This is a genomic window from Thiohalorhabdus sp. (assembly GCF_046545655.1).
In the GTDB taxonomy this organism is placed as follows: Bacteria; Pseudomonadota; Gammaproteobacteria; order Thiohalorhabdales; family Thiohalorhabdaceae; genus Thiohalorhabdus.
The window spans coordinates 11,620-33,816 of record NZ_JBKGZG010000005.1; the positions used below are offsets into that span (position 1 = coordinate 11,620).

The following is a 22,197-nucleotide window of genomic DNA, read 5'->3' on the forward strand; positions in this document are numbered from 1 at the left end:
CGTCATGCCCCGTCAGCGCCCCGCCACGGTGGCCACCAGCCACCCCAACGCCGATCTCGACGCGGTGGGCTCCATGGTGGCGGCCACCCGTCTGGTGGAGGGGGCCGTCCCGGTGCTGGCGCACGGCGCCGAGCCCGCCGCGAGCTGGCTGCTGGGCCGCCTGGGGGACGAGGCGCCCCGGGTCCTGGACGCCCGGGAGGTGGATTCGGAGGCCATCCGGACGCTGGTGGTTGTGGACACCCGGGATCTGGACCACCTGGGGCCCTTCGCCGGGGTGGCCCGGGACCCGGGCCGCCGTCTGGTGGTCTTTGATCACCACGGTGGGGGGGAGCTGCCCGCCCACGCCGAGGTGGCGGCCATCGAGGCCGGTTCCAATACCGCCGGCATGGTGGAGCGGCTGCGGGGGCAGGGCGCGACCCTGACCCCCGCCGAGGCCACGGTGCTTGCCGCCGGGGTCTACGAGGACACCGGCATGCTGACCTTCGCCGGGGTCACGGCGGCGGATTTCGAGGCCGCCCGCTGGCTCCGCGAGCAGGGGGCGGACCTGCCCCTCGTCGGCCGGCTCCTGCGCCAGGAGCTCTCCCCGGCCCAGATCCACCTCCTCGACCAGCTGCTGGAGGGGGCCCAGCCCGTCTCCGGCCTGCGCCCCGCCGTTCTCCTCTCCGCCGTGCGAGACGAGGAGGAGGTGCAGGATGCCGCCAACGTGGTGCAGCGGTTCATGGACAGCGTGGAGGCGGCGGCCTTCTTCGCCCTCATCCAGCAGGGGAGCCGGGTCTTCGTCATTGCTCGCGCCCGGTCCGACGGCCCCGATGTGGGGCAGGTGCTGGGCGAGCTGGGCGGGGGCGGCCATGCCCACGCCGCCTCCGCCTCCCTGCCGGGCGTGCCCCTGGCCGAGGCCCGGGAGCGGCTCGTGGAGGTGCTGCGTCGGCAGTACGGGCACCCGCACACCGTGGGCGAGCTGGCCACCCGGCAGGTGCACAGCCTGGCCGCCGACCAGACCGTGGCCGCGGCCGCCGCGCGGCTGGGCCGGTACCCCCTGGCCCGGATGCCGGTTGTGGACGCCGAGGGCCGGCCGGTGGGCTGGGTGGACCAGGCCATGCTGGCCCGGGCCCGGGCCCACGGCCTGGGCGAGCAGCCCCTCCCCGAATACGCGGCGCCCCTGCCGGCGCTCGCCCCCGACGACTCCATCCACGCCGCGGAGGGCTGGATCCTTGACCGGGACTACCCCATGGTGGCGGTGGTGGAGGAGGAGCGGCTGGTCGGGGTGCTAACCCGCTCCGACCTGATCCGCAGCTGGCGGGAAGAGAGCCCCGAGCTGCCGGAGCCTCTGGCCTCCGGCGGGCACGGGGGAAGCCGCCGCAACCTGGCCGGGCGCCTGCGGGAGATGCTGCCGGAGCGGACCGTGGGCGCCCTGCAACGGCTGGGGGAGCTGGCCGCCGAGGCGGGAGGGCGGGCCTTCCTTGTGGGCGGATTGGTGCGGGACCTTATCCTCCATCGCGCCAACACCGACGTGGACGTGGTGGTGGAGGGCGACGCCATCGCCGTGGGGAAACGCTTCGCCGAGGAGGCGGGCTGGCACCTGCACGCCCACCAGCGCTTCGGCACCGCCGTCTTGGTGGGGCCCGGGGGCCAGCGCCTCGACCTGGCCTCCTCCCGCATCGAGCACTACCCCTATCCGGCCGCCCTGCCGGAGGTGGAGACCGGCTCCATCAAGGCGGACCTGTTCCGGCGCGATTTCACCATCAACGCCCTGGCGGTGGAGCTCGAGGGCCCGCGCTTCGGGCGCCTGCTGGACCTGTTCGGCGGCCTGCAGGACATCCGGCAGGGCACCATCCGCGTCCTGCACAGCCTGTCCTTCGTGGAGGATCCCACCCGCATTCTGCGGGCGGTGCGCTTCGAGGCCGAGCTCGGCTTCCACATCGACGCCCAGAGCCTGCGCCTGATCCGCAACGCGGTGGACCTGGATCTGCCGGCCCGGCTGTCGGGGCACCGCCTGTTCCGGGAGCTCCGCTACCTCCTGGAAGCCCCGCGGGCGGTGGAGGGGGTGCGTCGCCTGGGGGAGCTGGGCATGCTGCGCTTCGTCCATCCCTCCCTGGAAGGCGAGCGGGAGGCCGTGGCCCAGCGGCTGGAGGAGGGCAGGGAGGTGCTGGACTGGCACCGCCTCCTCTACCGCGACGAAGCGCCGGCGCCCTGGAAGGTGATGACCCTGCTGCTGCTCTGGAAGCTGGGGCCGGAGGCCCTGCGCGACGTGCTGCTGGGCTTCGAGGTGCGGGCCCGCGACGCGGAGCGCCTGGCCGAGGACCGCGGCCGGGCCGCGGCCTTCGAGCGGCAGGTGGTCGAGGGGCGGCTGTCCCCGGAGGATTCCGGGGCGCTCTTCGATCGCCTGGAGGCCCTCTCCCTGGAAGGGGTGCTGGGCCTGATGGCGGCCACCGGTCACGGCGGGGTGCGCGCGGCGGTGAGCCGGTACGTGCAGCACCTCCGGGGGATCCGGAGCGCCCTCACCGGGGCGGACCTGATCGAGCTGGGCGTGCCCAAGGGCCCGGAGGTGGGCCGATGGCTGCAGGCCCTGGCGCGGGCGCGGGCAGCGGGGAAGGTGGCAACCGCGGAGGAGGAGCGGGACCGGGTTCGTGCGGGAGGGGCCGGCGATGGCTGAGGTCTTCGTGGGGCTGGGCAGCAACCAGGGCGACTCCCGCGAGCTTCTGCGTCGGGGCCTGGAGCGGCTGGAGGCCGTCGTGCCGGGGAATCTGGCCCGGGTGAGCTCCCTTTACCGGACCGGGCCCGTGGGCTACACTCAACAGCCCGATTTTCTCAACGCCGTAGCCCTGTTCCGTGGTGAGCCGCTGCCCGAGGCATGGCTGCAGCGGCTGTTGGACGTGGAGGCCGAGCTGGGGCGCCGGCGGGACGGGCCGCGCTGGGGTCCGCGCCGCCTGGATCTGGACCTTTTGGCGGTGGATGCCCGCACCATGGAGACCGCAGCCCTGACCCTTCCCCATCCCCGCCTCCGGGAGCGCCGGTTCGTGCTGGTTCCCTGGGCCGAGATCGCCCCGGATTTCCGCCTACCCGACGGGGAGCGCATCGCCGATCTGGAACGGGCCTGCAAGGATGCGGGGCGCGTCGAGGCGGTGGAAGGTCCGGAGTGGGCGGGGAGACCCCCGGAGAATGGCCGAGGATGAGCGCGCTAACCGTAGACGGGCTGCACAAGAGCGGCGGCGACCGGGAGCCTCTGGTGGCCGTCACCGCCTATGACTACACCTTCGCCCGCCTGGCGGACGAGGCGGGGGTGGACATCCTGCTGGTGGGCGATTCCCTGGGCATGGTGGTTCAGGGGGAGGCCACCACGCTCCCCGTGACCCTGGACCACATGGTCTACCATACGCGCTGCGTGAGCCGCGGGCGCTCCCGGGCCCTGGTGGTGGCCGACCTGCCGTTCCGGGCCTACAAGGCCAGCCCCGCCCAGGCCCTGGACAGCGCCGCCCGGCTCATGGCCGAGGGCGGCTGCGAGATGGTCAAGCTGGAGGGCGGCCGGGCCATGGTGGAGACCGTGGCCTTCCTCCAGGAGCGCGACATCCCCGTCATGGGGCATCTGGGGCTGACCCCCCAGTCCGTCCACCAGCTCGGCGGCTACCGGGTGCAGGGCCGCAGCCCCGATCGGGCCGCCGCCCTGGTGGAGGAGGCCTTGGACCTGGAGCGGGCCGGGGCCCGGGCCCTGGTGCTGGAGGCGGTGCCCCGCGATCTGGCCCGCCGGGTGACCGAATCCGTGGGCATCCCCGTCATCGGCATCGGCGCGGGCCCGGATTGCGACGGCCAGGTGCTGGTGCTCCAGGATGTCCTGGGGCTGTTCGAGGGCTTTCAGCCGCGCTTCGCCAAGCGCTACATGGACGGGGCCGGGGCGGTGCGCGACGCCCTGGGCGGCTTCTGCCGCGAGGTGCGCAGCGGCGCCTTCCCCGCCGATGAGCACAGCTTCGAGTAGCCCCGGCCCGTCCATGTACACCACCTACACCGTTGCACAGCTCGGGGAGGTCCTGGCGGGCTACCGCCGCGCGGGCGACCGGGTGGCCCTGGTGCCCACCATGGGCAACCTCCACGCCGGGCACATGGCCCTGGTGGAGCGGGCCCGGGAGCTGGCCGAGCGGGTGGTGGTGTCCGTCTACGTCAATCCCACCCAGTTCGGCCCCGGCGAGGACTTCGAGGACTACCCGCGCACCTTCGAGGCGGACCGGGAGCGCCTGCTCGCCGCGGGAGCGGACGTCCTGTTCGCGCCGTCCACCGCGGAGATGTACCCCGACGGCCCCACGGCGGTGACGGTGTCGGTGGACCGGGTGACGGAGGGCCTGTGCGGCGCCGGCCGCCCGGGACACTTCGACGGGGTGGCCACCATCGTCACCAAGCTGCTGTGCGCCGCGCGTCCCGACTGCGCCGTGTTCGGCAAGAAGGACTACCAGCAGTGGGTGGTGGTGCGCCGGCTGGCGCGGAACCTGCTGCTGGACGTGGCCATCGAGGCGGCGCCCGTCGTCCGCGAGGCGGACGGCCTGGCCCTGAGCTCCCGCAACGCCTACCTGGACCCCGCCGAGCGCCGGACCGCGCCCTGCCTGTACCGCTCCCTGCGAGAGGCGGTGCGGGCGGCGGGGGCCGGGGGCCGGAATCCGCGGGAGCTGGAGGGTCAGGCGTGGCGGCTCCTTGAGGAATGCGGCCTGGAGCCGGAGTACGTGGAGGTCCGGCGGCGGGACGACCTGGCGGAGGTCACGGACCTGGGCGGGCCCCGGGTCCTGCTGGCCGCCGCCCACCTGGGGGGCACCCGTCTGATCGACAACCTGGAATTCGGTCCGTCCGACGGCACGTTGGAGGAATAGGGGACCATGCAGCTGACCCTGCTGAAGAGCAAGATCCATCGCGCCACCGTAACCGACGCCAACCTCGACTACGAAGGCAGCTGCGCGATTGACGCGGACCTGCTTGAGGCCAGCGGCCTGCGTGAGTACGAGCGGGTGGAGATATACAATGTCACCAATGGCGAGCGATTCGCCACCTACGCCATCCGCGGGGAGCGGGGCTCGGGCGTCATCTCCATGAACGGCGCCGCGGCCCACAAGGCCTCCGTGGGGGATCTGGTGATACTTTGCGCATACGCCGGGCTGGCGGAGGAAGAGGCCGAGGAGCACCAGCCGCGGATCGTCTGGGTGGACGAGCGGAACCGGATCCGCCGCACCTCCGGAGTTCCCGGGCGGGCCGCCTGAGACGCCTCCCTCGACGGCCGGGCCGGCGGCGGACAATGGATAGGCCCCGATGAACAGCGCCGAATGCCTGGTCACGTGTCTCGAGAACGAAAATACGCGCTTTGTCTTCGGCCTGCCGGGCGAGGAGACCCTGGCCCTCTACGAGGCCCTCCGGGAGAGCCCCATCCGGGTGGTCACCTGCCGGCACGAGCAGGGAGCGGCCTTCATGGCGGACGTCCACGGCCGCCTCACCGGGCAGCCGGGGGTCTGCGTATCCACCCTGGGGCCCGGGGCCACGAACCTGATCACGGGGGTGGCCGACGCGGACCTGGACCGGGCCCCCCTGGTGGCCATCACCGGCCAGGCCAGCCTCGACCGCACCCACAAGGAATCCCACCAGTACCTGGACCTGGTCGCCCTGTTCCGCCCCATCACCAAATGGAACGCCCAGATCAAGCGGGGCGAGGTGGTGCCGGAGATGGTGCGCCATGCCTTCCGCGAGGCCGCCCTGGAGAAGCCCGGGGCCACCCACCTGGACCTGCCCGAGGACGTGGCCGATGCCCCCGTACGTGCCGACGCCACGCCCCTGCCTTCCCAGCCCCTGCCCCGGCCCGAGCCGCCCATGCCGGAGCTGGAGCAGGCCGCCGATTTCCTGTCCCGCAGCCGCAACGCCCTGATCCTGGCCGGCAACGGCGTGATCCGCGCGGGCGCCTCCGACGCCCTGCGCTACTTCGCCCGCAGCCTGAACATCCCGGTGGCCCACACCTTCATGGCCAAGGGCGTGTTCCCGTACAACGATCCCCTCGCCATCATGACCGCCGGCATCCAGGCGCGGGACTACGTGGCGTGCGGCTTCGAAGCCGCCGACGCCATCGTCTGCGTGGGCTACGACGCCACCGAGTACGCCCCCAAGAGCTGGAATCCCAACCGCGAAAAGCCCATCCTGCACATCGCCCAGACCCCGGCGGAGCTGGATTCCCACTACACCACCGAGGTGGAGGTGGTGGGGGATCTGGAAAGCGCCCTGAACTACCTGGCGGAGGCGGTGGCCCCGCGCGCCGACAACATCATTCCCCAGCTCCACGATCCGGTGATGCGGGAGCTGCGCGCCCACAACGAGGACACCTCGGTGCCCTTCAAGCCCCAGCGGGTGCTGTGGGACCTGCACCGGGTGCTCGATCCGCGCGACATCGTGGTCTCCGACGTGGGGGCGCACAAGGTCTGGGTGGCGCGCATGTTCCCGTCCTCGGTGCCCAACACCTGCTTGATCAGCAACGGCTTCGCCTCCATGGGGATCGCCCTGCCGGGCGCCATCGCCGCCAAGCTCACCCGTCCCGAGCGCCGGGTGGTGGCCGTGGCCGGGGACGGCGGCGCGCTGATGAACATCCAGGAGCTGGAGACGGCGGTGCGGCTGGGCACGCCCTTCGTGCTGCTGGTGTTCGCCGACGGCATGTACGGGCTGATCGAGTGGAAGCAGCAGCGCCGCTACGGCCACTCCACGGAGGTGGGGTTCGGCAATCCGGACTGGGTGCGGCTGGCGGAGAGCTTCGGCGCGCTGGGGGCGCGGGTCACCACCAGCGAGGAGCTGCGTCCGGCCCTGCAGTGGGCCGTGGACCAGGACCGGCCGGTGATCCTGGAGGTGCCCATCGACGCCCGGGAGAACCTCAAGCTCACCGAGCAGCTCGGTGAGCTGGTCTGCCCGATCTAGCCGGGAGCTTGCGCCTGCGGCGAAGGGCGGGCGCACGATGCGAGGGCGGGCCCGCCCGGGATCCCGGGCGGAGGCGCTTTCGAAGGTGGTACCGGGGGCCGGACTCGAACCGGCACGGGCTAGCGCCCAGCAGATTTTGAGTCTGCCGCGTCTACCAATTTCGCCACCCCGGCATGGGACGGCATTCTAGCACCCCCTCCGCAACGAGAGCCAGCCGGGCGCCAGGAAGGATTTGGAATCCGGGGCGTCGACCGCTACCATTGCCCGCTTGAGCGAACCAGCTAAGGAGTCGTCCATGGCGCAGACTTTCCAGTGGATCGGTACGGCCCACGCCCAGGCGGGCGGCGCCGCGGAGGGCCCCGGCTTCGTGGCCACCCTGGTGCCCCTGATCCTCATCTTCGTCATCTTCTACCTGCTGATCATCCGGCCGCAGAGCAAGCGGATGAAGCAGCACCGGGAGATGGTCCAGAACCTCGAGAAGGGCGACGAGGTGATCACCGGCGGCGGCTTCTACGGACGCGTGGTGCGGGTCAACGACGACACGGTGACCGTTGAGCTCGCCGAAGGGGTGCGGGTCAAGTCCCAGCGGGAGAGCATCCAGACCGTACTGCCCAAAGGCACCCTCAAGGACTGACCGCCCGTCATGAACCGATATCCCCTATGGAAGTACGCGGTAATCGCCGGCGCCATCCTGCTGGCGATCCTGTATGCCATCCCCACCTTCTACGGCACCGACCCCGGCCTCCTGGTGAGCTCCACCCAGGGCCAGTCCCGGGACGTGGATCTGGAGGAAGTGAAGGGCGCCCTCGACGACTCCGGTGTGGAATACCAGGGCATCCTGCGTCATGACCGGGGCGTGGCGGTACGTTTCGACGAGCGCGAGAGGCGCGAGGAGGCCCGGGACCTCCTCCGGGAGCGGCTCGACGACCATGCGGTGGGGCCCATGCGCCTGTCCGCGGTGCCCGGCTGGCTCCAGGCAATGGGTGGCAAGACCATGGCCCTGGGCCTGGACCTGCGCGGCGGGGTGCACCTCGTCATGGAGGTGGAGGTGGCCAAGGCCGTCGAGCGGGCCTACGAACGCTACGTGGATGACCTGCGCACGGCCTTCCGCGAGGCGGAGATCCGCTATCGCGATGTTCAGCTGGTGGAATCGGAAGAGGACACCCACCTCCGGCTCAAATTCGACAGTCCCGCGGAGGCCGAGAAGGCCGAGGATGTCGTCGGGAATCAGTACCGGGAGCTGAGCCTGTCCCCCAGCGAGCGCGGGGGCGAGTTCCTGCAGGCGCGGGTTACCTCCGAGGAGCGCAGTCGGCTCCAGGAGTGGGCGCTGGAGCAGAGCATCACCACCATGCGAACCCGCGTGAACCAGCTCGGCGTCTCCGAGCCGGTGATCCAGCAGCAGGGCGAGGATCGGGTGGTGGTCCAGCTGCCGGGCATCCAGGACACCGCGCGCGCCAAGGAGGTGGTGGGCTCAACCGCCCAGCTCGAGTTCAAGCTGGTGGACGAGGAGAACAGCGTAGAAAAGGCCCTCGATGAGGGAGCGCCGCCCGGCTCCGACATCTACTACGGCCGCCAGGAGGGCCAGCCCTTCCTGCTCGAAAAGCGGACCGCCCTGTCCGGGGAGTTCATTACCGACGCCCGGTCCGGGTTCAGTCAGCAGGACAACCAGCCGCTGGTGCACGTGAGCTTCGATTCCCGGGGCGCCCGCCTGTTCGGCCGCCTCACCGGGGACAACGTGGGGCAGCGCATGGCCATCCTCCTGGACGAGGAGGTGATCACCGCACCGGAGATCCAGGAGCGGATCGGCGGCGGCCGGGCCCAGATCACCGGCATGGAGAACTCCGAAGAGGCCCACGACGTGGCCCTGATGCTGCGGGCCGGGGCCTTGCCGGCACCGGCCCATGTGGTGGAGGAGCGCACGGTGGGGCCGACCCTGGGCCAGGACTCCATCGAGCAGGGCTTCAACTCCATCGTCATCGGCTTCCTGCTGGTGGTGGCCTTCATGGCCGTGTACTACCGCCTGTTCGGCCTGGTGGCGGACGTGGCCCTGGTCCTCAATCTGGTGTTCATTGTGGCCGTCATGTCCCTGTTGCAGGCGACCCTGACCCTGCCCGGCATCGCCGGCATCGTGCTTACGGTGGGCATGGCCGTGGACGCCAACACATTGATCTTCGAGCGCATCCGCGAGGAGGTGCGGGTGGGCAATACGCCCCACGCGGCCATCAACGCCGGCTACGGCAAGGCACTGTCCACCATCGCCGACGCCAACATCACCACCCTGATCGCGGCCCTGGTGCTGTTCCAGTTCGGCAGCGGCCCGGTGAAGGGCTTCGCCGTGACCCTGTCGGTGGGCATCCTCACCTCCATGTTCACCGCCATCATGGTGACCCGGGCCATCATCAATCCGTCCGTGGGCCGGCGCCGGCTCGCGCGGCTATCCATCGGGGAGGGCTGAGCCATGCACCTGGTACCCCAGGACACCCACATCCCCTTCCTCGGGCATCGCCGCAAGGCCTTTGCCTTCTCCCTTCTGCTCTTGCTGGTGGCCGTTGGCAGCCTGCTGATACGCGGCCTGAACTTCGGCATCGACTTCACCGGCGGCACCCTGGTGGAGGTGGGCTACAGCCAGGAGGTCTCGGTGGCGGAGGTGCGGGAGGACCTGCACGCGGCCGGGATCGACCGGGTCATCGTGCAGACCTTCGGGGCCCCCGAGGACATCCTGGTGCGGGTCCCCACCACCCAGGGCCGGGACTCGGGCACGGTCTCCAACGAGGTCCTCGAGGCCCTGCGTACCGGGGCCTCCGAGGGGGTCTCGGTGGAGATGCGCCGGGTGGAGTTCGTGGGCCCGCAGGTGGGGGAGGAGCTGACTCAGCAGGGCCTCCTGGCCCTGCTCTACGCCCTGATCGGCATCCTGATCTACGTTTCCTGGCGCTTCGAGCTGCGCTTCGCCGTGGGCAGCGTGGCCGCCCTGCTGCACGACGTCCTGATCACCCTGGGGGTGTTCTCCCTCACCGGCCTGGAGTTCGACCTGCCCGTGGTGGCGGCCATTCTGGCGGTGATCGGTTACAGCCTCAACGACACCATCGTGGTGTTCGACCGGATTCGCGAGAACCTGCGCAAGATGCGCAAGGCGGGGACCGAGGAGGTGATGAACGCCAGCGTCAACCAGACCCTGGCCCGGACGGTGGTTACCTCCTTGACCACCCTGCTGGTGCTGCTCAGCCTGTTCTTCCTGGGCGGTCCCGTGATCCACGGCTTCGCCGCCGCCCTGATCGCCGGCGTGCTCATCGGCACCTACTCCTCGGTCTTTGTGGGCGCGCCCCTGGCGCTGGTCCTCGGGGTGACCCGGAGCGACATGATGAGCCGCAAGCCCCGCGAGGAGCCGGAGGCCGGGGAGGTGCACGGCCCCTGAGCCGCCCGCCGTCCGCGTCCCATCGGGCCGTCCCTCCGGGGGCGGCCTTTTTTCGCTTCGCGGCCGGGACCGGCCATCATCCCCTCGCCGTCGCCGGGCGCTCGGGGTGTCCTATTTCCGGAACAGCCAGATCACCAGGCTGATCAGCAGGCTGATGAGGATGGAGGTGGTGAGGGGGAAGTAGAAGTGAAAGTTGTCCCGCTGGATGACGATGTCGCCCGGCAGGCGTCCCAGCCCCGACTTCTGGAGCAGGGGCCAGAGCAGTCCCAGGACGATGAGGACGATTCCGAGTACGATCAGGACGCGCGACATCCGGCTCCGCTCCTTGGCAGGGGTGGGGAGGAAATGTAGATGGGGCCGGAGGGTCCGTTTGGCAAGGGCGGGGAAGGGAGCCGGATGGGCGCGGGCTGGCCCTCTCAGGAGCGCAGGGCGTCGATCTTGGCGGCGAGGATGAAGTCGTTCTCGGAGAGGCCGCCGATGGCGTGGGTGGTCAGGCGGACCACCACCTTGCCGTAGCCCACCTCCAGGTCCGGGTGGTGGTTCTCCTCCTCCGCGACGTCCTTGATGCGGTTGACGAAGTCCACCGCCTCCACGAAGTTCTTGAGCTTGAAGCCCTTCTTGAGCTGGCGCTCGTCGGCGGTTACGGTCCAGGGGTTCTTCTGGGCCTCGGGGGAGGCGTTGAGCTCCTGGAGCAGGGACTGGGCCTCCTCGCCGGAGAGGGGCGGGGTGCCGCCCTCGCACGGGGCGCAACGTTTATCGGTCAATTCCATGGGGTCGGCTCCGTCGGGGTTGTCCGGCCGGGCGTACCGGCCAGGGTCCGTTGTATCCTGAAACAGGTATCATCGGCCCGGAGGCGGGTCAAACCGGGCCCCTTGCCGGCCCGGTGCCCAGCAGGCGAGGTATGGCGCATGGAAGATCGTCTCTACACCGCCGAGGAGGTGCGTCGCCTGGATCGCGCGGCCATGGACGCCGGCATCCCGGGTCTGGTGCTCATGGAGCGGGCCGGGGAGGGGGTGGTGGACGCCATCGCTGGCCGCTGGCCGCGGACCGGCGCGCTCCGCGTGGTGGTCCTGGCCGGTGGCGGCAACAACGGCGGGGACGGCTACGTGGTGGCGCGCCGGCTGCGCGAGCGGGGCTGCCGGGTGGACCTGATCGCCGCCTCGGACCCCGACGGCTTGCGCGGGGACGCGGCCCAGGCGGCCCGGCGCTGGCGGGAAGGGGGCGGCGAGGTCCTGCCGGCCACTGCCTCCCCGGCCGGGTACGACCTGGTGGTGGATGCCCTGCTGGGAACGGGTCTGGACCGGGAGGTCCGGTCCCCCTACCGGGGGCTCATCGAGGCGGTGAACGCCGACCCCGCTCCGGTGGTGGCCGTGGACGTCCCCTCCGGGCTCAACGCCGACACCGGGCAGGCGCTGGGTGCGGCCGTCCGGGCCGAGCTGACCGTGACCTTCGTGGGCCTGAAGCGGGGACTGTTCACCGGCGAGGGGCCCGGCACCGCCGGGGAGCTGCGCTTCGAGGGGCTGGGGATTCCCGAGGCTGTCCGGGCCGCCCGGCACCCCCCGGGCCGCCGCCTGAGCGCCGATACCGTACGGCTCGCCCCGCGTCCCGGAAACGCCCACAAGGGGGATTTCGGTCGGGTGGGGGTGATCGGCGGGGCCGCCGGGACCACCGGCGCCGCGGTCATGGCCGGCTGGTCGGCCCTGCGGGGCGGGGCCGGGTGGGTGGTATGCTGCCTGCCGGGGGAGGTTTGCCCGCAGGCGACGGCGGTCCGCCCGGAGCTGATGGCCGCGGCCTGGGACCCGGATGCGGGGCTGCCCGCGTCCGTCACCGCCCGGCCCGGGGTCCTGGCGGTGGGGCCGGGGATGGGGCGCTCCGCCCAGGCCCGCACCCTGCTGGAACAGGCCCTGGAGCAGCCCGTCCCGGTGGTGGTGGATGCCGACGGCCTGAACCTCCTTGCCGACCACCCCCACCTGGCCGAGGCCGCGGCCGGGCGGGAAGCGCCCACGGTGCTCACCCCCCACCCCGGGGAAGCCGCGCGGCTCCTCGGGACGGAGCCCGGCCGGGTGCAGGCGGACCGCTTCGAGGCCGCCCGGCGGATCGCGGAACGCTACGCCGCCGTGTGCTGCCTGAAGGGGGCCGGAACCATTGTCCAGGCCCCGGAGGGCCGCTACGCCGTGAGCACCACGGGCAACCCGGGAATGGCCATGGCCGGCCAGGGGGACGTCCTGACCGGGGTCGTGGCCGCCCGGCTGGCGGCGGAACGGTCCGAGCCCTTCCAGGCGGCCTGCCGCGCCGTCTGGGCCCATGGACGGGCCGCCGACCGGGTGGCGAGGGAGCGCGGCCCCTTCGGTTACACCGCCACGGAATGCGCCGATGCGCTGCCCGGGGTCTGGGCGGAGCTGACCGCTCCGGCCCGCCCGGCGGCCAACAACTAGAACGGAGAGAGCATGCCCAAAGCACGCGAGATCATGACCCCGGATCCGGTATCGGTCACCGAGGACACCGGAGTCCAGGAGGTGGCCGATCTGCTGCTGGAAACGCAGCACCACGGGGTCCCGGTGGTGGACGAGGACAACCGCCTGGTGGGTCTGGTCACCGATTCGGACCTGGTGGACAGCAACAAGCGCATCCATCTGCCCACCATGATCACCATCCTCGACACCCTGATTCCCATCTCCGGGGTCAAGCAGTACGAGGAGGACCTGCGCAAGGCCACCGCCACCACCGCCGGGGACCTGTGCACCCGGGACGTGGACTACGTGACCCCCGAGGCCGACCTCTCCGAGGTGGCCACCCTCCTGTCCGAGCACCACATCCACATCGTCCCCGTGCTCGATGAGGACCAGAAGCTCCTCGGGGTCGTCACCAACACCGACATTATCCGGGCCCTCAGCCACCGGGGATAGCCGCCTTGGAAGCGGAGCGCCGCATCGAGGGGGAACAAGCCCAGGAGGCGCTGGGGGAGCATCTGGCCGCCTCCCTGCGCCCCGGCATGGTCATCCACCTGCGCGGGGAGATCGGCGCGGGCAAGACCACCCTCGTGCGCGGACTGCTGCGCGGACTGGGGGTGGAGGGTCCCATCAAGAGTCCCACCTATACGCTGGTGGAACCGTACGAAGGGTACGCCGGCCCCGTTTACCATTTTGATCTGTATCGGCTGTCCGACCCCGAAGAGTTGCAATTTTTCGGGGCGGAGGAGTACTTTTGTCCGAGATGCATTTGTATCTTGGAATGGGCGGAACGGGCTGGGAATGTCCTGCCCCCTCCGGACGCAATTATTGAAACCAGCTACCTGGATGCCGAGGGCCGGAGGATCCGGTTGAAGGCGGGATCCGACGCTGGGCGCTCCCTGGTCGAGGGATTCACCGGCTATGGCGGGGATACCGATGCGGATTAAGATTCAGGGCCGTTTCCTGGGGATGGCCCTTATAATGGTAATTCTTTTCCCGTGGTCCCTTGCCGCTAGCGCAAATACCGTAAGGGATATCCGGATGTGGACGGCCCCGGACCATACCCGGGTGGTCCTGGACCTGGACGGCCAGGTGGACCATCGGCTGTTCCGCCTTAAGGACCCTGACCGGGTGGTGGTGGACCTGGAAGGGGTCGAGAACGAGGCGGACGCCAAGGGCCTGGACCTCCCCGACCCTGTCCTCGATGCCGTTCGCACCGGCCAGCCGGAAAGCGACACACTCCGCGTGGTGATGGACCTGCGTCAGGAAGTCAAGCCCAAGACCTTCCAGCTCGAAGCGCACGGCCGTCACGGCCATCGGCTGGTGATCGACCTCTACCGCGAGGAGGGAGGGGAGCACCCGGTGGCCGAGGCCCGGGAGCGCACCCGCGCGGACGAGGTGCTGGTGGCCGTGGACGCCGGGCACGGCGGCGAGGATCCCGGAGCCATCGGGCCCGGCGGGGTGCAGGAAAAGGACGTGGTGCTCGAGATCGCCAAGCGAGTGGCGAAAAAGCTCGATGAGAAGCCCGGGATCCGGACCTTCCTTGTCCGGGATGGGGACTATTTTGTCGAGCTGGAAGAGCGGACGAAGATGGCCCGCGAGGCCAATGCGGACCTGTTCTTGTCCGTCCACGCGGATGCCTTCCACAATCCCGATGCCCAGGGCGCATCCGTGTATGCCCTTTCGCGCAAGGGGGCTTCTGACGAGGCGGCGGCATGGCTGGCGCGCAGCGAGAACAAGGCCGATCTGGCCGGCGGGGTGGATCTGGGGCAGGTGGACGAGGTGGTGGCCTCGGTGCTCCTCGACCTGTCGCAGACGGCCACCATCAGCGACAGCCTGGACTTGGGAACGGGGATTCTGGACCAGCTGGACGGCCTGACCCGGTTGCACAGCGACGAGGTGGGCCAGGCCCCGTTCCGGGTCCTGAAGTCCCCGGATGTCCCGTCCCTTCTCATCGAGGCCGGCTTCATCTCCAATCGGGAGGAGGCCCGGCGCCTGCAGAGCGGGCAATACCAGAAGCGCATCGCCCGTGCGGTGGCCAACGGCAGCTCCCGCTTCCTGAAGGAACGGGACATGCGGCCGACGGTCGCCAGCGGGGAGGGTTCCGCCATCGAATACACGGTGCAGGAGGGAGACACCCTCTGGTCCATCGCCGAGCAGCACCAGACGAGCGTTTCGACCATCAAGGAGGCCAACGACCTCCAGGGCTCCACGGTCCTCGTTGGGAAGGTGCTGGAGATCCCCTGAGGGAGTAGAATGGCGCCTCCAGAGGGGCGCCACCCTGCAAGCCCACGGTGCCTTACGAGCCCACGGTCCCCGGACCCCTTCCCCGAATGTCCCCTTATGTCCATACGCCAGCTGCCTGAGCACCTTGCCAACCAGATCGCGGCCGGGGAGGTCGTGGAACGGCCGGCCTCCGTGGTCAAGGAACTGGTGGAGAACAGCCTGGACGCGGGCGCCGACCGCATCGCCATCGAGGTGGAGCAGGGCGGCGGGAAGCTGATCCGCGTGCGGGACAACGGGCAGGGCATGGACCCCGAGGACGCCCCCCGGGCCCTGGCCCCGCACGCTACCAGCAAGCTCCGGGACGTGGCGGATCTGAGCCGGATCGCCACCCTCGGTTTCCGGGGTGAGGCCCTGCCGAGCATCGCCTCCGTGTCGCGCCTGACGCTCACCACCCGCGAGGCCCGACGGGAGGAGGGCGTGAAGGTGGCCCCGGGAGCGGACGGGCTGGAGGTGGTGCCCGCGGCCCATCCGCCGGGCACCACCGTGGAGGTCCGGGACCTGTTCCACAACACCCCCGCCCGGCGCAAGTTCCTGCGCACCGAGAAGACCGAGCTCAGCCACGTGGTGGAGGCGGTCCGGCGCGCCGCCCTGGGCGCCATGGACACGGCCTTCACCCTGTCCCACAACGGCCGCAGCCACTTCCAGCTGCCGGCGGTGGAGACCTGGGACGACGCGGAGCGCCGGGTGGGGCGTCTGCTGGGGGAGCCATTCGCCGACAACGCGGTGCACCTGGTGCAGGACAGCGGCGACGGCCTGCGGCTGTCGGGCTGGGTCATCCTCCCCACCGCCGCCCGGGGGAAGCGGGACCAGCAGTACTTCTTCGTGAACCGGCGTCCGGTGCGGGACCGGCTGCTGGGCCATGCCGTGGCGGAGGCGTACCGGGACGTGCTCTACCAGGATCGGCACCCCGCCTACGCCCTGTTCCTGGAGGTGGATCCCGCGGAGGTGGACGTCAACGTCCACCCCACCAAGCACGAGGTGCGCTTCTCCGACGGCCGGCGCATCCACGCCTTCATCCGCCACGCCGTGGAGGAGGCCCTGGGGGCGGTGCGGCCCGGGGAGCCCACGGCCCGGCGGGAGCCGACGGCAAGCGTGCCGTCGCCGGGCCCCGCCGGCGGCGGGGCCGGGCGCCCGGGACCCGCCGGCCCCGCTCCGGCGGGTGGGCAGGTCCGGCTGGGCCTGCGGGAGGCGCCCGCCGCCTACGCGGAGCTTTACGGGAGCGCCGCCGGTCCGGTCGGGGAGGAGGCCCCGGTGGAGACGCCCGACGAGGAGCCGGGTGCGACCGGAGAGGCGGGGGAAACGGGCGGGACGCCGCCCCTCGGACACGCCCTGGCCCAGATCCACGGGGCCTTCATCCTCGCCCAGACCGAGAACGGGGTGGTGCTGGTGGACCAGCACGCCGCCCACGAGCGAATCACCTACGAGCGCCTGAAGCGGGCCTACCAGGAGGACGGGGTGGAGCGCCAGGCGCTGCTGGTGCCGGTGGCCGTCAACCTTGCCGAGCGGCACATGGTCCTGCTGGAGGAGGAGGCCGGGACCCTGGAGCGCCTCGGCTTCCGGGTGGATCCCGCCGGGCCACGCCGCGCCCTGATCCGGGAGGCCCCGGCCATGCTTGCGGAGGCCGACCTGGGGCTCCTCCTGGAGCGGACGCTGGACACCCTGGCCCGGTACGGCTCCGGGGCCCCCGTGGCCGAGGCGGCCAACGAGGTGCTCGCGGAGATGGGCTGCCACGGCTCCGTGCGGGTCAACCGGCGCCTCACCCGCGAGGAGATGGACGCCCTCCTTCGGGACCTGGAGCGCACCGAGCGGGGGGGACAGTGCAACCACGGCCGCCCCACCTACGTCCACCTGTCCATGCAGGCCCTGGACCGCTTCTTCCTGCGCGGGGAATAGCGGTGGGGGAGCGCTGCGCGCTGTTCCTCATGGGCCCTACCGCCGTCGGCAAGACCGATCTGGCCCTGGCCATCGCCGACGAGTTCCCGGTGGCCCTGATCAATGCCGATTCCGCCCAGGTGTACCGGGGCATGGACGTGGGCACCGCCAAGCCCTCCCCGGAGGTGCGGGCCCGGTATCCGCACGCCCTGATGGATTTCCGCGATCCGGCCGAGCCCTTCTCGGCGGGGGAGTACGCGCGGGCGGCCCGGCGCGAAGCGGAGGCGTGCCTGGGCCGGGGCCGGGTGCCGCTGCTCGTGGGCGGGACCGGCCTGTACTTCCGCGCCTTCGCCGAGGGCCTGGCGGAGCTGCCCACCGCGAATCGAGAGCTGCGGGACCGGCTGCGGTCGGAGGCCGAGCACGAGGGGTGGCCCGCCCTGCACGAGCGCCTGCGGCGTCTGGACCCGCAGGCCGCGGGCCGGATCCATCCCCGCGATGGCCAGCGCATCCTGCGTGCCCTGGAGGTCTGCGAAGCCACGGGGCGCCCCCTTTCGGAGCTCCAGAGGGAGGAAGGCCTTCCCTCTGCGGATTTTCCCATCCTGCGCCTGGCCCTGTGGCGGCCCCGGGAGGAGCTGTGGCGGCGCATCGAGGCGCGCTTCCGGGCCATGCTGGAAGGGGGGCTCGAGGAGGAGGTCCGCGCCCTGGTGCAGGCCGGGGTGGATCCGGACGCGCCCGCCCTGCGCTCCGTGGGCTATCGGCAGGTGCGCGAACATCTGGAGGGGCGGCGAAGCCGCGAGGAGCTTCTGGAGGCGGGTGTCGTGGCCACCCGGCGGCTGGCCAAGCGCCAGCTCACCTGGCTGCGGCGCGAGCCGGGGGTGGAATGGTACCGTCCCGAGGAGCGGGAGGCGGTGCTGGAGCGGGTACGCGAGTTCCTGCGTCCCCTGGGCTGGACAGGCCGGTGAGAAGGCTTGTCCTGTGCCCATTTCCCCCCTAAACTGCCCGTTTCCACGGTAACTGCAATGCACTTGACGGCCACTTCAGGAGGGCGAACGTGGCATGGAATGAGCCCGGCGGCCCCAACAAGGGAAACGACAAGAACCCCTGGGGGCAATGGGGCGGAGGCGGCAGCGGTGGCGGCGGCGGCCAGCAGCCCCCCGACCTCGATGAGATCATCCGCAAGCTCAAGGCCAAGTTCGGCGGCTCCTCCGGAGGTGGTGGGGGCGGCATCCTCGGCGGCGGTGGCCCGGGGTTCAGCGGCCGCGGCATCGCCATCGTGGTCGGCATCGCCCTGCTGTTGTGGCTGGCCAGCGGCATCTATGTGGTGAACCCCGACGAGCAGGGCGTGGTGAAGCGGTTCGGCAAGCACACCATCTCCACCGAGCCGGGCCTCCATTATCACCTGCCGTGGCCCATCGAATCCGTCCACACCCCCAAGGTCACCCAGGTGCGCCGCATCGAGGTGGGCTTCCGGGACCGCCCGGGCCGTGAGGAATCCATGCACATCCCCAAGGAAGCCCTGATGCTCACCGGGGACGAGGCCATCGTGGATCTGCAGTTCGCCGTGCAGTACCACATCTCCGATGCGGCCAAGTACCTCTTCGAGGTCAGCGACCCCGATGGGGCCGTCCGCGCCGCCGCCGAGACGGCCATCCGCGAGGTGGTGGGCCAGCGGCCCATCGACGACGTCCTCACCCAGGCCCGAGCCGAGGTGGCCCAGGAGACCTTGGACCTGATGCAGTCCATCCTTGACCACTACAACACCGGCCTGCAGGTGGACGATCTCGCCCTGCAGAGCGCCCAGGCGCCTGACCCGGTGCGGGCGGCATTCCGCGACGTGATCAGCGCCCGGGAGGACCGCACCCGTGCCGTGAACGAGGCCCAGGCATACTCCAACGACATCCTGCCCCGGGCCCGCGGACGCGGCGAGCGGATCCTCCAGGAGGCCGAAGGCTACCGGGCCCGCATCGTGAAAGCCGCTCAGGGTAGCGCCTCCCGTTTCCGGGACGTCTTCGAGGAGTACCAGAACGCTCCCGAAGTCACCAGCCGGCGCCTGTACCTGGAGACCATGGAACAGGTCCTGGAGCGTAGCGAGAAGGTGATGGTGGATATCCCCGAATCCGGCAATCTGCTCTATTTGCCCATCCAGGAGGTGCTGAAGCAGCGCAAGAGTGATTCCGGCAAGGAACAGGGCGGGGGGGCCGAAAAGGCCGATCAGGACGCCGGAGAGGACGACGGCCGGGAGACCCAGCGTACGGAACAGGTCCGGGAGAAGTTTGAACGACGTCTCGAGCGCATCCAGGAGGGAGAGAGCCGATGAACCGCATAGTCGGAATCGCCATCGCCGTGGTTCTGGTGCTCGGGGCCATCACGGCGGCCTTCTCCCTCTTCACGGTGGACGAGACCGAGTCCGCGGTGGTCCTGCAGTTCGGTGAGCCGCGGGCCTCCGTGACCGAGCCCGGGCTGAACGTCAAGCGGCCCTTCGTCCAGAACGTCAAGTACTTCGACGCACGCGTCCTGGACTTCGACGACGAGGCGCGAACCTACGTCACCAGCGACAAGAAGAACCTCATCATCGACTCCTACGCCAAGTGGCGAATCGACGACCCCCTTCGGTTCTACGTCAGCGTGACCAACCAGATGACGGCCCAAAGCCGGCTGGGGGACCTGATCCGTTCCCAGCTGCGCGAGGAGATCGGCCGGCGGGACCTCCAGCAGACGGTATCCGGCGAGCGCCGGCAGGTGATGGAGAACCTCACCAAGGTGGTGAGCGAGCAGGCGGAGAAACTGGGCATCGAGGTGCTCGACATCCGCATCAAGCGGACCGACCTGCCGGAGGAGAACGAGCAGGCCGTCTACGACCGCATGGCCACCGAGCGCGAGCGGGAGGCCCGCGAGTACCGGGCGGAGGGCGCCGAGCAGGCCGAGGAGGTGATGGCCAAGGCCGATCGCGAGCGCGAGGAGATCCTCGCCGAGGCCCGGCGCGAGGCGGAAGAGGTAATGGGCCGGGCGGACGCCGAGGCCACCGAGGTCTACAACTCCGCTTATACCAAGTCGCCGGAGTTCTTCGCCCTCTACCGCTCCCTGCAGAGCTACGAGAAGGCCTTCGACGACGGCGAGCTGATGCTGCTCAGTCCGGAGTCGGAGTTCTTCCGCTACTTCCAACAGTCGGAGGCGACGGAAACGGAATAAGAAGCTCGCACCGTGTGGCAGGAGCTGCTGTCGGCGATCGCGCTGGTGATGATCCTGGAGGGGCTGCCGTACTTCATCAGCCCCTCCGCCATGCGCCAGGCTCTGGCCCGGATCTTCACGTTGCCGGATCACGTCCTGCGGGGCGCCGGGCTGACCTTCATGGTTCTCGGTGTTCTCCTTCTGTTCCTGGTTCGCCGGACATTGTAGCCCCTGGAACCACAAGGGCATCGAGATAAGCCACTAGCCTTCGGAAGGGGGGTCCGATGGGGCTTCCATGGACACCACCATCCGTTCGTGAGGGCACGTTCCCGTGGCGAAGCTCAAGAAAATCCGTCTGGGCGACCTGCTGGTCAAGCACGGCGTCCTCTCCGAGGCCCAGCTCGGGGAAGCACTCCGCATCCAGCAGGAAAGCGGCAAGAAGCTCGGCGAGATCCTGGTTGAGCAGGGCCTGATCAGCGAGGAGGATCTGCTGGAGCTCCTCGCCGACCAGCTCGACGTGGAGGTCGTCGATCTCGGCCAGTACAGGGTGGATCCCGATGCCGCCCATGCCCTCTCGGAGTCCCTGGCCCGCCGGTTTCGGGCCCTCCCCCTCAAGCGCAAATCCGACGGCACCTATCAGGTGGCCATGGCCGATCCCACCGACGTCATGGCGTTGGACCACCTCGAGCAGTTCCTGGGCGCGGAGGTGGAGCCGGCGGTAGTGTCGGAGGCGGCGCTGCTACGGGCGCTGGACCGCGTGTACACCCGAAGCCACGAGATGAGCTCCCTGGCCGACGAGATCGACGCGGAACTGGGGGACGATTCTCAGCGCGGCCTCCCCGAGGTGGACCCGGGGTCCGAGGAGGCCCCGGTGGCCCGGCTCATCAACAGCCTGTTCACCCAGGCCGTGCGGATGGGGACCTCGGACATCCATGTGGAGCCCGACGAAAACTCCCTGCTGATCCGCTGCCGGATCGACGGGGTGCTGCAGGAGCGGATGCGGGCCGAGCGGCAGGTGGCGGAAACGGTGGTCTCGCGGCTGAAGCTGATGGCCGAGCTCGACATCGCCGAGCGCCGCCTCCCCCAGGACGGCCGCTTCCGGATCACGGTGAAGGGCCACCGCATCGACGTCCGGTTGTCCACCATGCCCACCCAGAACGGCGAGGCCGCCGTCATGCGCCTCCTCGATCAGTCCGCGGGCCTCATCGGGCTGGAGGAGCTGGGCATGGAGGAAGATGTCCGCCGTCGTTTCGAGCGCCTCGTGCGGGTCCCCCACGGCATGGTGCTTGTGACCGGCCCCACCGGCTCCGGCAAGACCACCACCCTGTATGCCGCCCTGAACCGGATCAACGACACCGGGCAGAAGATCATCACGGTGGAGGATCCGGTGGAGTACCGGCTGCCCCTGGTCAGTCAGGTCCAGGTGAATCCCCGCATCGATCTCACCTTCGCCCGCGTTTTGCGCTCCATCCTGCGCCAGGATCCGGACACCGTCATGGTGGGGGAGATCCGGGACCAGGAGACGGGCAGCATCGCCATCCGGGCCGCCCTGACCGGTCACCTGGTGTTCTCCACCCTCCATACCAACGACGCCCCGGGCACGGTCACCCGCCTGATCGACATGGGCCTGGAGCCCTTCCTGGTGGCCTCCAGCCTCCGCGGCGTGGTGGCCCAGCGCCTGGTGCGCCGCATCTGCCCGACCTGCAAGGTGGAGCACCGGCCTTCCCCGACGGTCCTCCAGGGGCTGGGTCTGGACCCCGTCGAGGCCGAGGGTACCGTCTTCTATCGCGGGGAGGGCTGCGCGGAATGCAACAACACGGGCTTCCGAGGCCGGGTGGGGATCTACGAGCTGATGGAAGTGGACGCCGGGGTGCGTGAGGCCATCGGTCGCAACGATCGCGCGGAGGTGGAGCGCGCCCTGGAGGCCCAGGAGGCCCACCGCACCCTGCGCGAGTCGGGCCTCGAGAAGGTCCGGGCCGGCGTCACCAGCCTGGAGGAGGTGCTGCGGGTCACCGCGGAGGACCAGGAATACGCCCATCTGGGTACGCCCTGAATGCCGACCTTCCGCTATCGGGCCAAAAACGCCCA

At 70.5% G+C, this 22,197-nt stretch carries 21 protein-coding genes and 1 tRNA gene; 19 read left to right on the forward strand and 3 right to left on the reverse strand.

Annotated features, from left to right (window positions below; all coding sequences use genetic code 11):
• The first annotated feature begins 4 nt into the window (after positions 1–4).
• From ACLFRB_RS02175 to ACLFRB_RS02200, 6 genes are read left to right on the forward strand one after another with little or no spacing between them, the layout of a single operon-like run.
• The gene (locus tag ACLFRB_RS02175) at positions 5–2,653 is read left to right on the forward strand and encodes a CBS domain-containing protein (protein WP_411067358.1); all 2,649 of its coding nucleotides are present in this window, start codon (positions 5–7) and stop codon (positions 2,651–2,653) included.
• On the forward strand, positions 2,646–3,173 hold the full coding sequence (folK, locus tag ACLFRB_RS02180; RefSeq protein ID WP_411067359.1) for a 2-amino-4-hydroxy-6-hydroxymethyldihydropteridine diphosphokinase: 528 nt from the start codon (positions 2,646–2,648) through the stop codon (positions 3,171–3,173). Before ACLFRB_RS02175 ends, folK begins: the two co-directional genes overlap by 8 nt.
• Positions 3,170–3,970, forward strand: a complete 801-nt coding sequence (gene panB, locus ACLFRB_RS02185) for a 3-methyl-2-oxobutanoate hydroxymethyltransferase (RefSeq protein WP_411067360.1) — start codon at positions 3,170–3,172, stop codon at positions 3,968–3,970. Before folK ends, panB begins: the two co-directional genes overlap by 4 nt.
• A gap of 13 nt (positions 3,971–3,983) precedes the next feature.
• Entirely contained in the window at positions 3,984–4,850 is an 867-nt protein-coding gene (gene panC / locus ACLFRB_RS02190) for a pantoate--beta-alanine ligase (RefSeq protein ID WP_411067361.1), read from the forward strand.
• A 6-nt stretch (positions 4,851–4,856) separates the two neighbouring features.
• The gene (gene panD, locus ACLFRB_RS02195; protein WP_411067362.1) at positions 4,857–5,234 is read left to right on the forward strand and encodes an aspartate 1-decarboxylase; all 378 of its coding nucleotides are present in this window, start codon (positions 4,857–4,859) and stop codon (positions 5,232–5,234) included.
• Positions 5,235–5,283: 49 nt separating this feature from the next.
• Positions 5,284–6,921, forward strand: a complete 1,638-nt coding sequence (locus ACLFRB_RS02200) for an acetolactate synthase large subunit (protein ID WP_411067363.1) — start codon at positions 5,284–5,286, stop codon at positions 6,919–6,921.
• Between the two features lie 86 nt (positions 6,922–7,007).
• Here ACLFRB_RS02200 and ACLFRB_RS02205 read toward each other — a convergent pair.
• Positions 7,008–7,094: transfer RNA gene (locus ACLFRB_RS02205), tRNA-Leu, on the reverse strand.
• 122 nt (positions 7,095–7,216) lie between these two features.
• On the opposite strand from ACLFRB_RS02205, the gene yajC reads away from it, so the two are divergent.
• From yajC to secF, 3 genes are read left to right on the forward strand one after another with little or no spacing between them, the layout of a single operon-like run.
• The gene (gene yajC, locus ACLFRB_RS02210; RefSeq protein ID WP_411067364.1) at positions 7,217–7,555 is read left to right on the forward strand and encodes a preprotein translocase subunit YajC; all 339 of its coding nucleotides are present in this window, start codon (positions 7,217–7,219) and stop codon (positions 7,553–7,555) included.
• Positions 7,556–7,564: 9 nt separating this feature from the next.
• Entirely contained in the window at positions 7,565–9,376 is a 1,812-nt protein-coding gene (gene secD, locus ACLFRB_RS02215) for a protein translocase subunit SecD (RefSeq protein WP_411067365.1), read from the forward strand.
• Between the two features lie 3 nt (positions 9,377–9,379).
• A complete protein-coding gene (secF, locus tag ACLFRB_RS02220; protein WP_411067366.1) occupies positions 9,380–10,333 on the forward strand; it encodes a protein translocase subunit SecF in 954 nt (317 codons plus the stop codon).
• A 111-nt stretch (positions 10,334–10,444) separates the two neighbouring features.
• Here the strand turns inward: secF and ACLFRB_RS02225 are convergent, their stop codons facing one another.
• Both ACLFRB_RS02225 and ACLFRB_RS02230 read right to left on the reverse strand, forming a co-directional pair.
• A complete protein-coding gene (locus tag ACLFRB_RS02225; protein WP_411067367.1) occupies positions 10,445–10,645 on the reverse strand; it encodes a DUF2905 domain-containing protein in 201 nt (66 codons plus the stop codon).
• A gap of 104 nt (positions 10,646–10,749) precedes the next feature.
• Positions 10,750–11,103, reverse strand: coding sequence for a 4a-hydroxytetrahydrobiopterin dehydratase (locus ACLFRB_RS02230; protein WP_411067368.1), 354 nt, complete (start codon positions 11,101–11,103; stop codon positions 10,750–10,752).
• Between the two features lie 138 nt (positions 11,104–11,241).
• Here ACLFRB_RS02230 and ACLFRB_RS02235 point away from each other — a divergent pair, with 138 nt between their 5' ends.
• The 10 genes from ACLFRB_RS02235 to ACLFRB_RS02280 all read left to right on the forward strand — a co-directional run bounded on the left by ACLFRB_RS02235 (position 11,242) and on the right by ACLFRB_RS02280 (position 22,162).
• The gene (locus ACLFRB_RS02235; protein WP_411067369.1) at positions 11,242–12,768 is read left to right on the forward strand and encodes an NAD(P)H-hydrate dehydratase; all 1,527 of its coding nucleotides are present in this window, start codon (positions 11,242–11,244) and stop codon (positions 12,766–12,768) included.
• 12 nt (positions 12,769–12,780) lie between these two features.
• Positions 12,781–13,239, forward strand: a complete 459-nt coding sequence (locus tag ACLFRB_RS02240) for a CBS domain-containing protein (RefSeq protein WP_411067370.1) — start codon at positions 12,781–12,783, stop codon at positions 13,237–13,239.
• 5 nt (positions 13,240–13,244) lie between these two features.
• The gene (tsaE, locus tag ACLFRB_RS02245; protein WP_411067371.1) at positions 13,245–13,730 is read left to right on the forward strand and encodes a tRNA (adenosine(37)-N6)-threonylcarbamoyltransferase complex ATPase subunit type 1 TsaE; all 486 of its coding nucleotides are present in this window, start codon (positions 13,245–13,247) and stop codon (positions 13,728–13,730) included.
• A 94-nt stretch (positions 13,731–13,824) separates the two neighbouring features.
• Entirely contained in the window at positions 13,825–15,030 is a 1,206-nt protein-coding gene (locus ACLFRB_RS02250) for an N-acetylmuramoyl-L-alanine amidase (protein ID WP_411067372.1), read from the forward strand.
• Between the two features lie 96 nt (positions 15,031–15,126).
• Positions 15,127–16,962, forward strand: a complete 1,836-nt coding sequence (mutL, locus tag ACLFRB_RS02255; RefSeq protein ID WP_411067373.1) for a DNA mismatch repair endonuclease MutL — start codon at positions 15,127–15,129, stop codon at positions 16,960–16,962.
• 2 nt (positions 16,963–16,964) lie between these two features.
• Positions 16,965–17,903, forward strand: a complete 939-nt coding sequence (gene miaA / locus ACLFRB_RS02260) for a tRNA (adenosine(37)-N6)-dimethylallyltransferase MiaA (protein ID WP_411067374.1) — start codon at positions 16,965–16,967, stop codon at positions 17,901–17,903.
• Positions 17,904–17,992: 89 nt separating this feature from the next.
• On the forward strand, positions 17,993–19,258 hold the full coding sequence (gene hflK, locus ACLFRB_RS02265; RefSeq protein ID WP_411067375.1) for an FtsH protease activity modulator HflK: 1,266 nt from the start codon (positions 17,993–17,995) through the stop codon (positions 19,256–19,258).
• The gene (gene hflC, locus ACLFRB_RS02270) at positions 19,255–20,130 is read left to right on the forward strand and encodes a protease modulator HflC (protein ID WP_411067376.1); all 876 of its coding nucleotides are present in this window, start codon (positions 19,255–19,257) and stop codon (positions 20,128–20,130) included. Before hflK ends, hflC begins: the two co-directional genes overlap by 4 nt.
• A 12-nt stretch (positions 20,131–20,142) precedes the next feature.
• Positions 20,143–20,337, forward strand: a complete 195-nt coding sequence (locus ACLFRB_RS02275) for a DUF2065 domain-containing protein (RefSeq protein ID WP_411067377.1) — start codon at positions 20,143–20,145, stop codon at positions 20,335–20,337.
• Between the two features lie 103 nt (positions 20,338–20,440).
• Positions 20,441–22,162 carry a GspE/PulE family protein gene (locus ACLFRB_RS02280; RefSeq protein ID WP_411067378.1) on the forward strand — a complete coding sequence of 574 codons (1,722 nt, stop codon included), beginning with the start codon at positions 20,441–20,443 and terminating at the stop codon, positions 22,160–22,162.
• Positions 22,163–22,197: the final 35 nt, after the last annotated feature.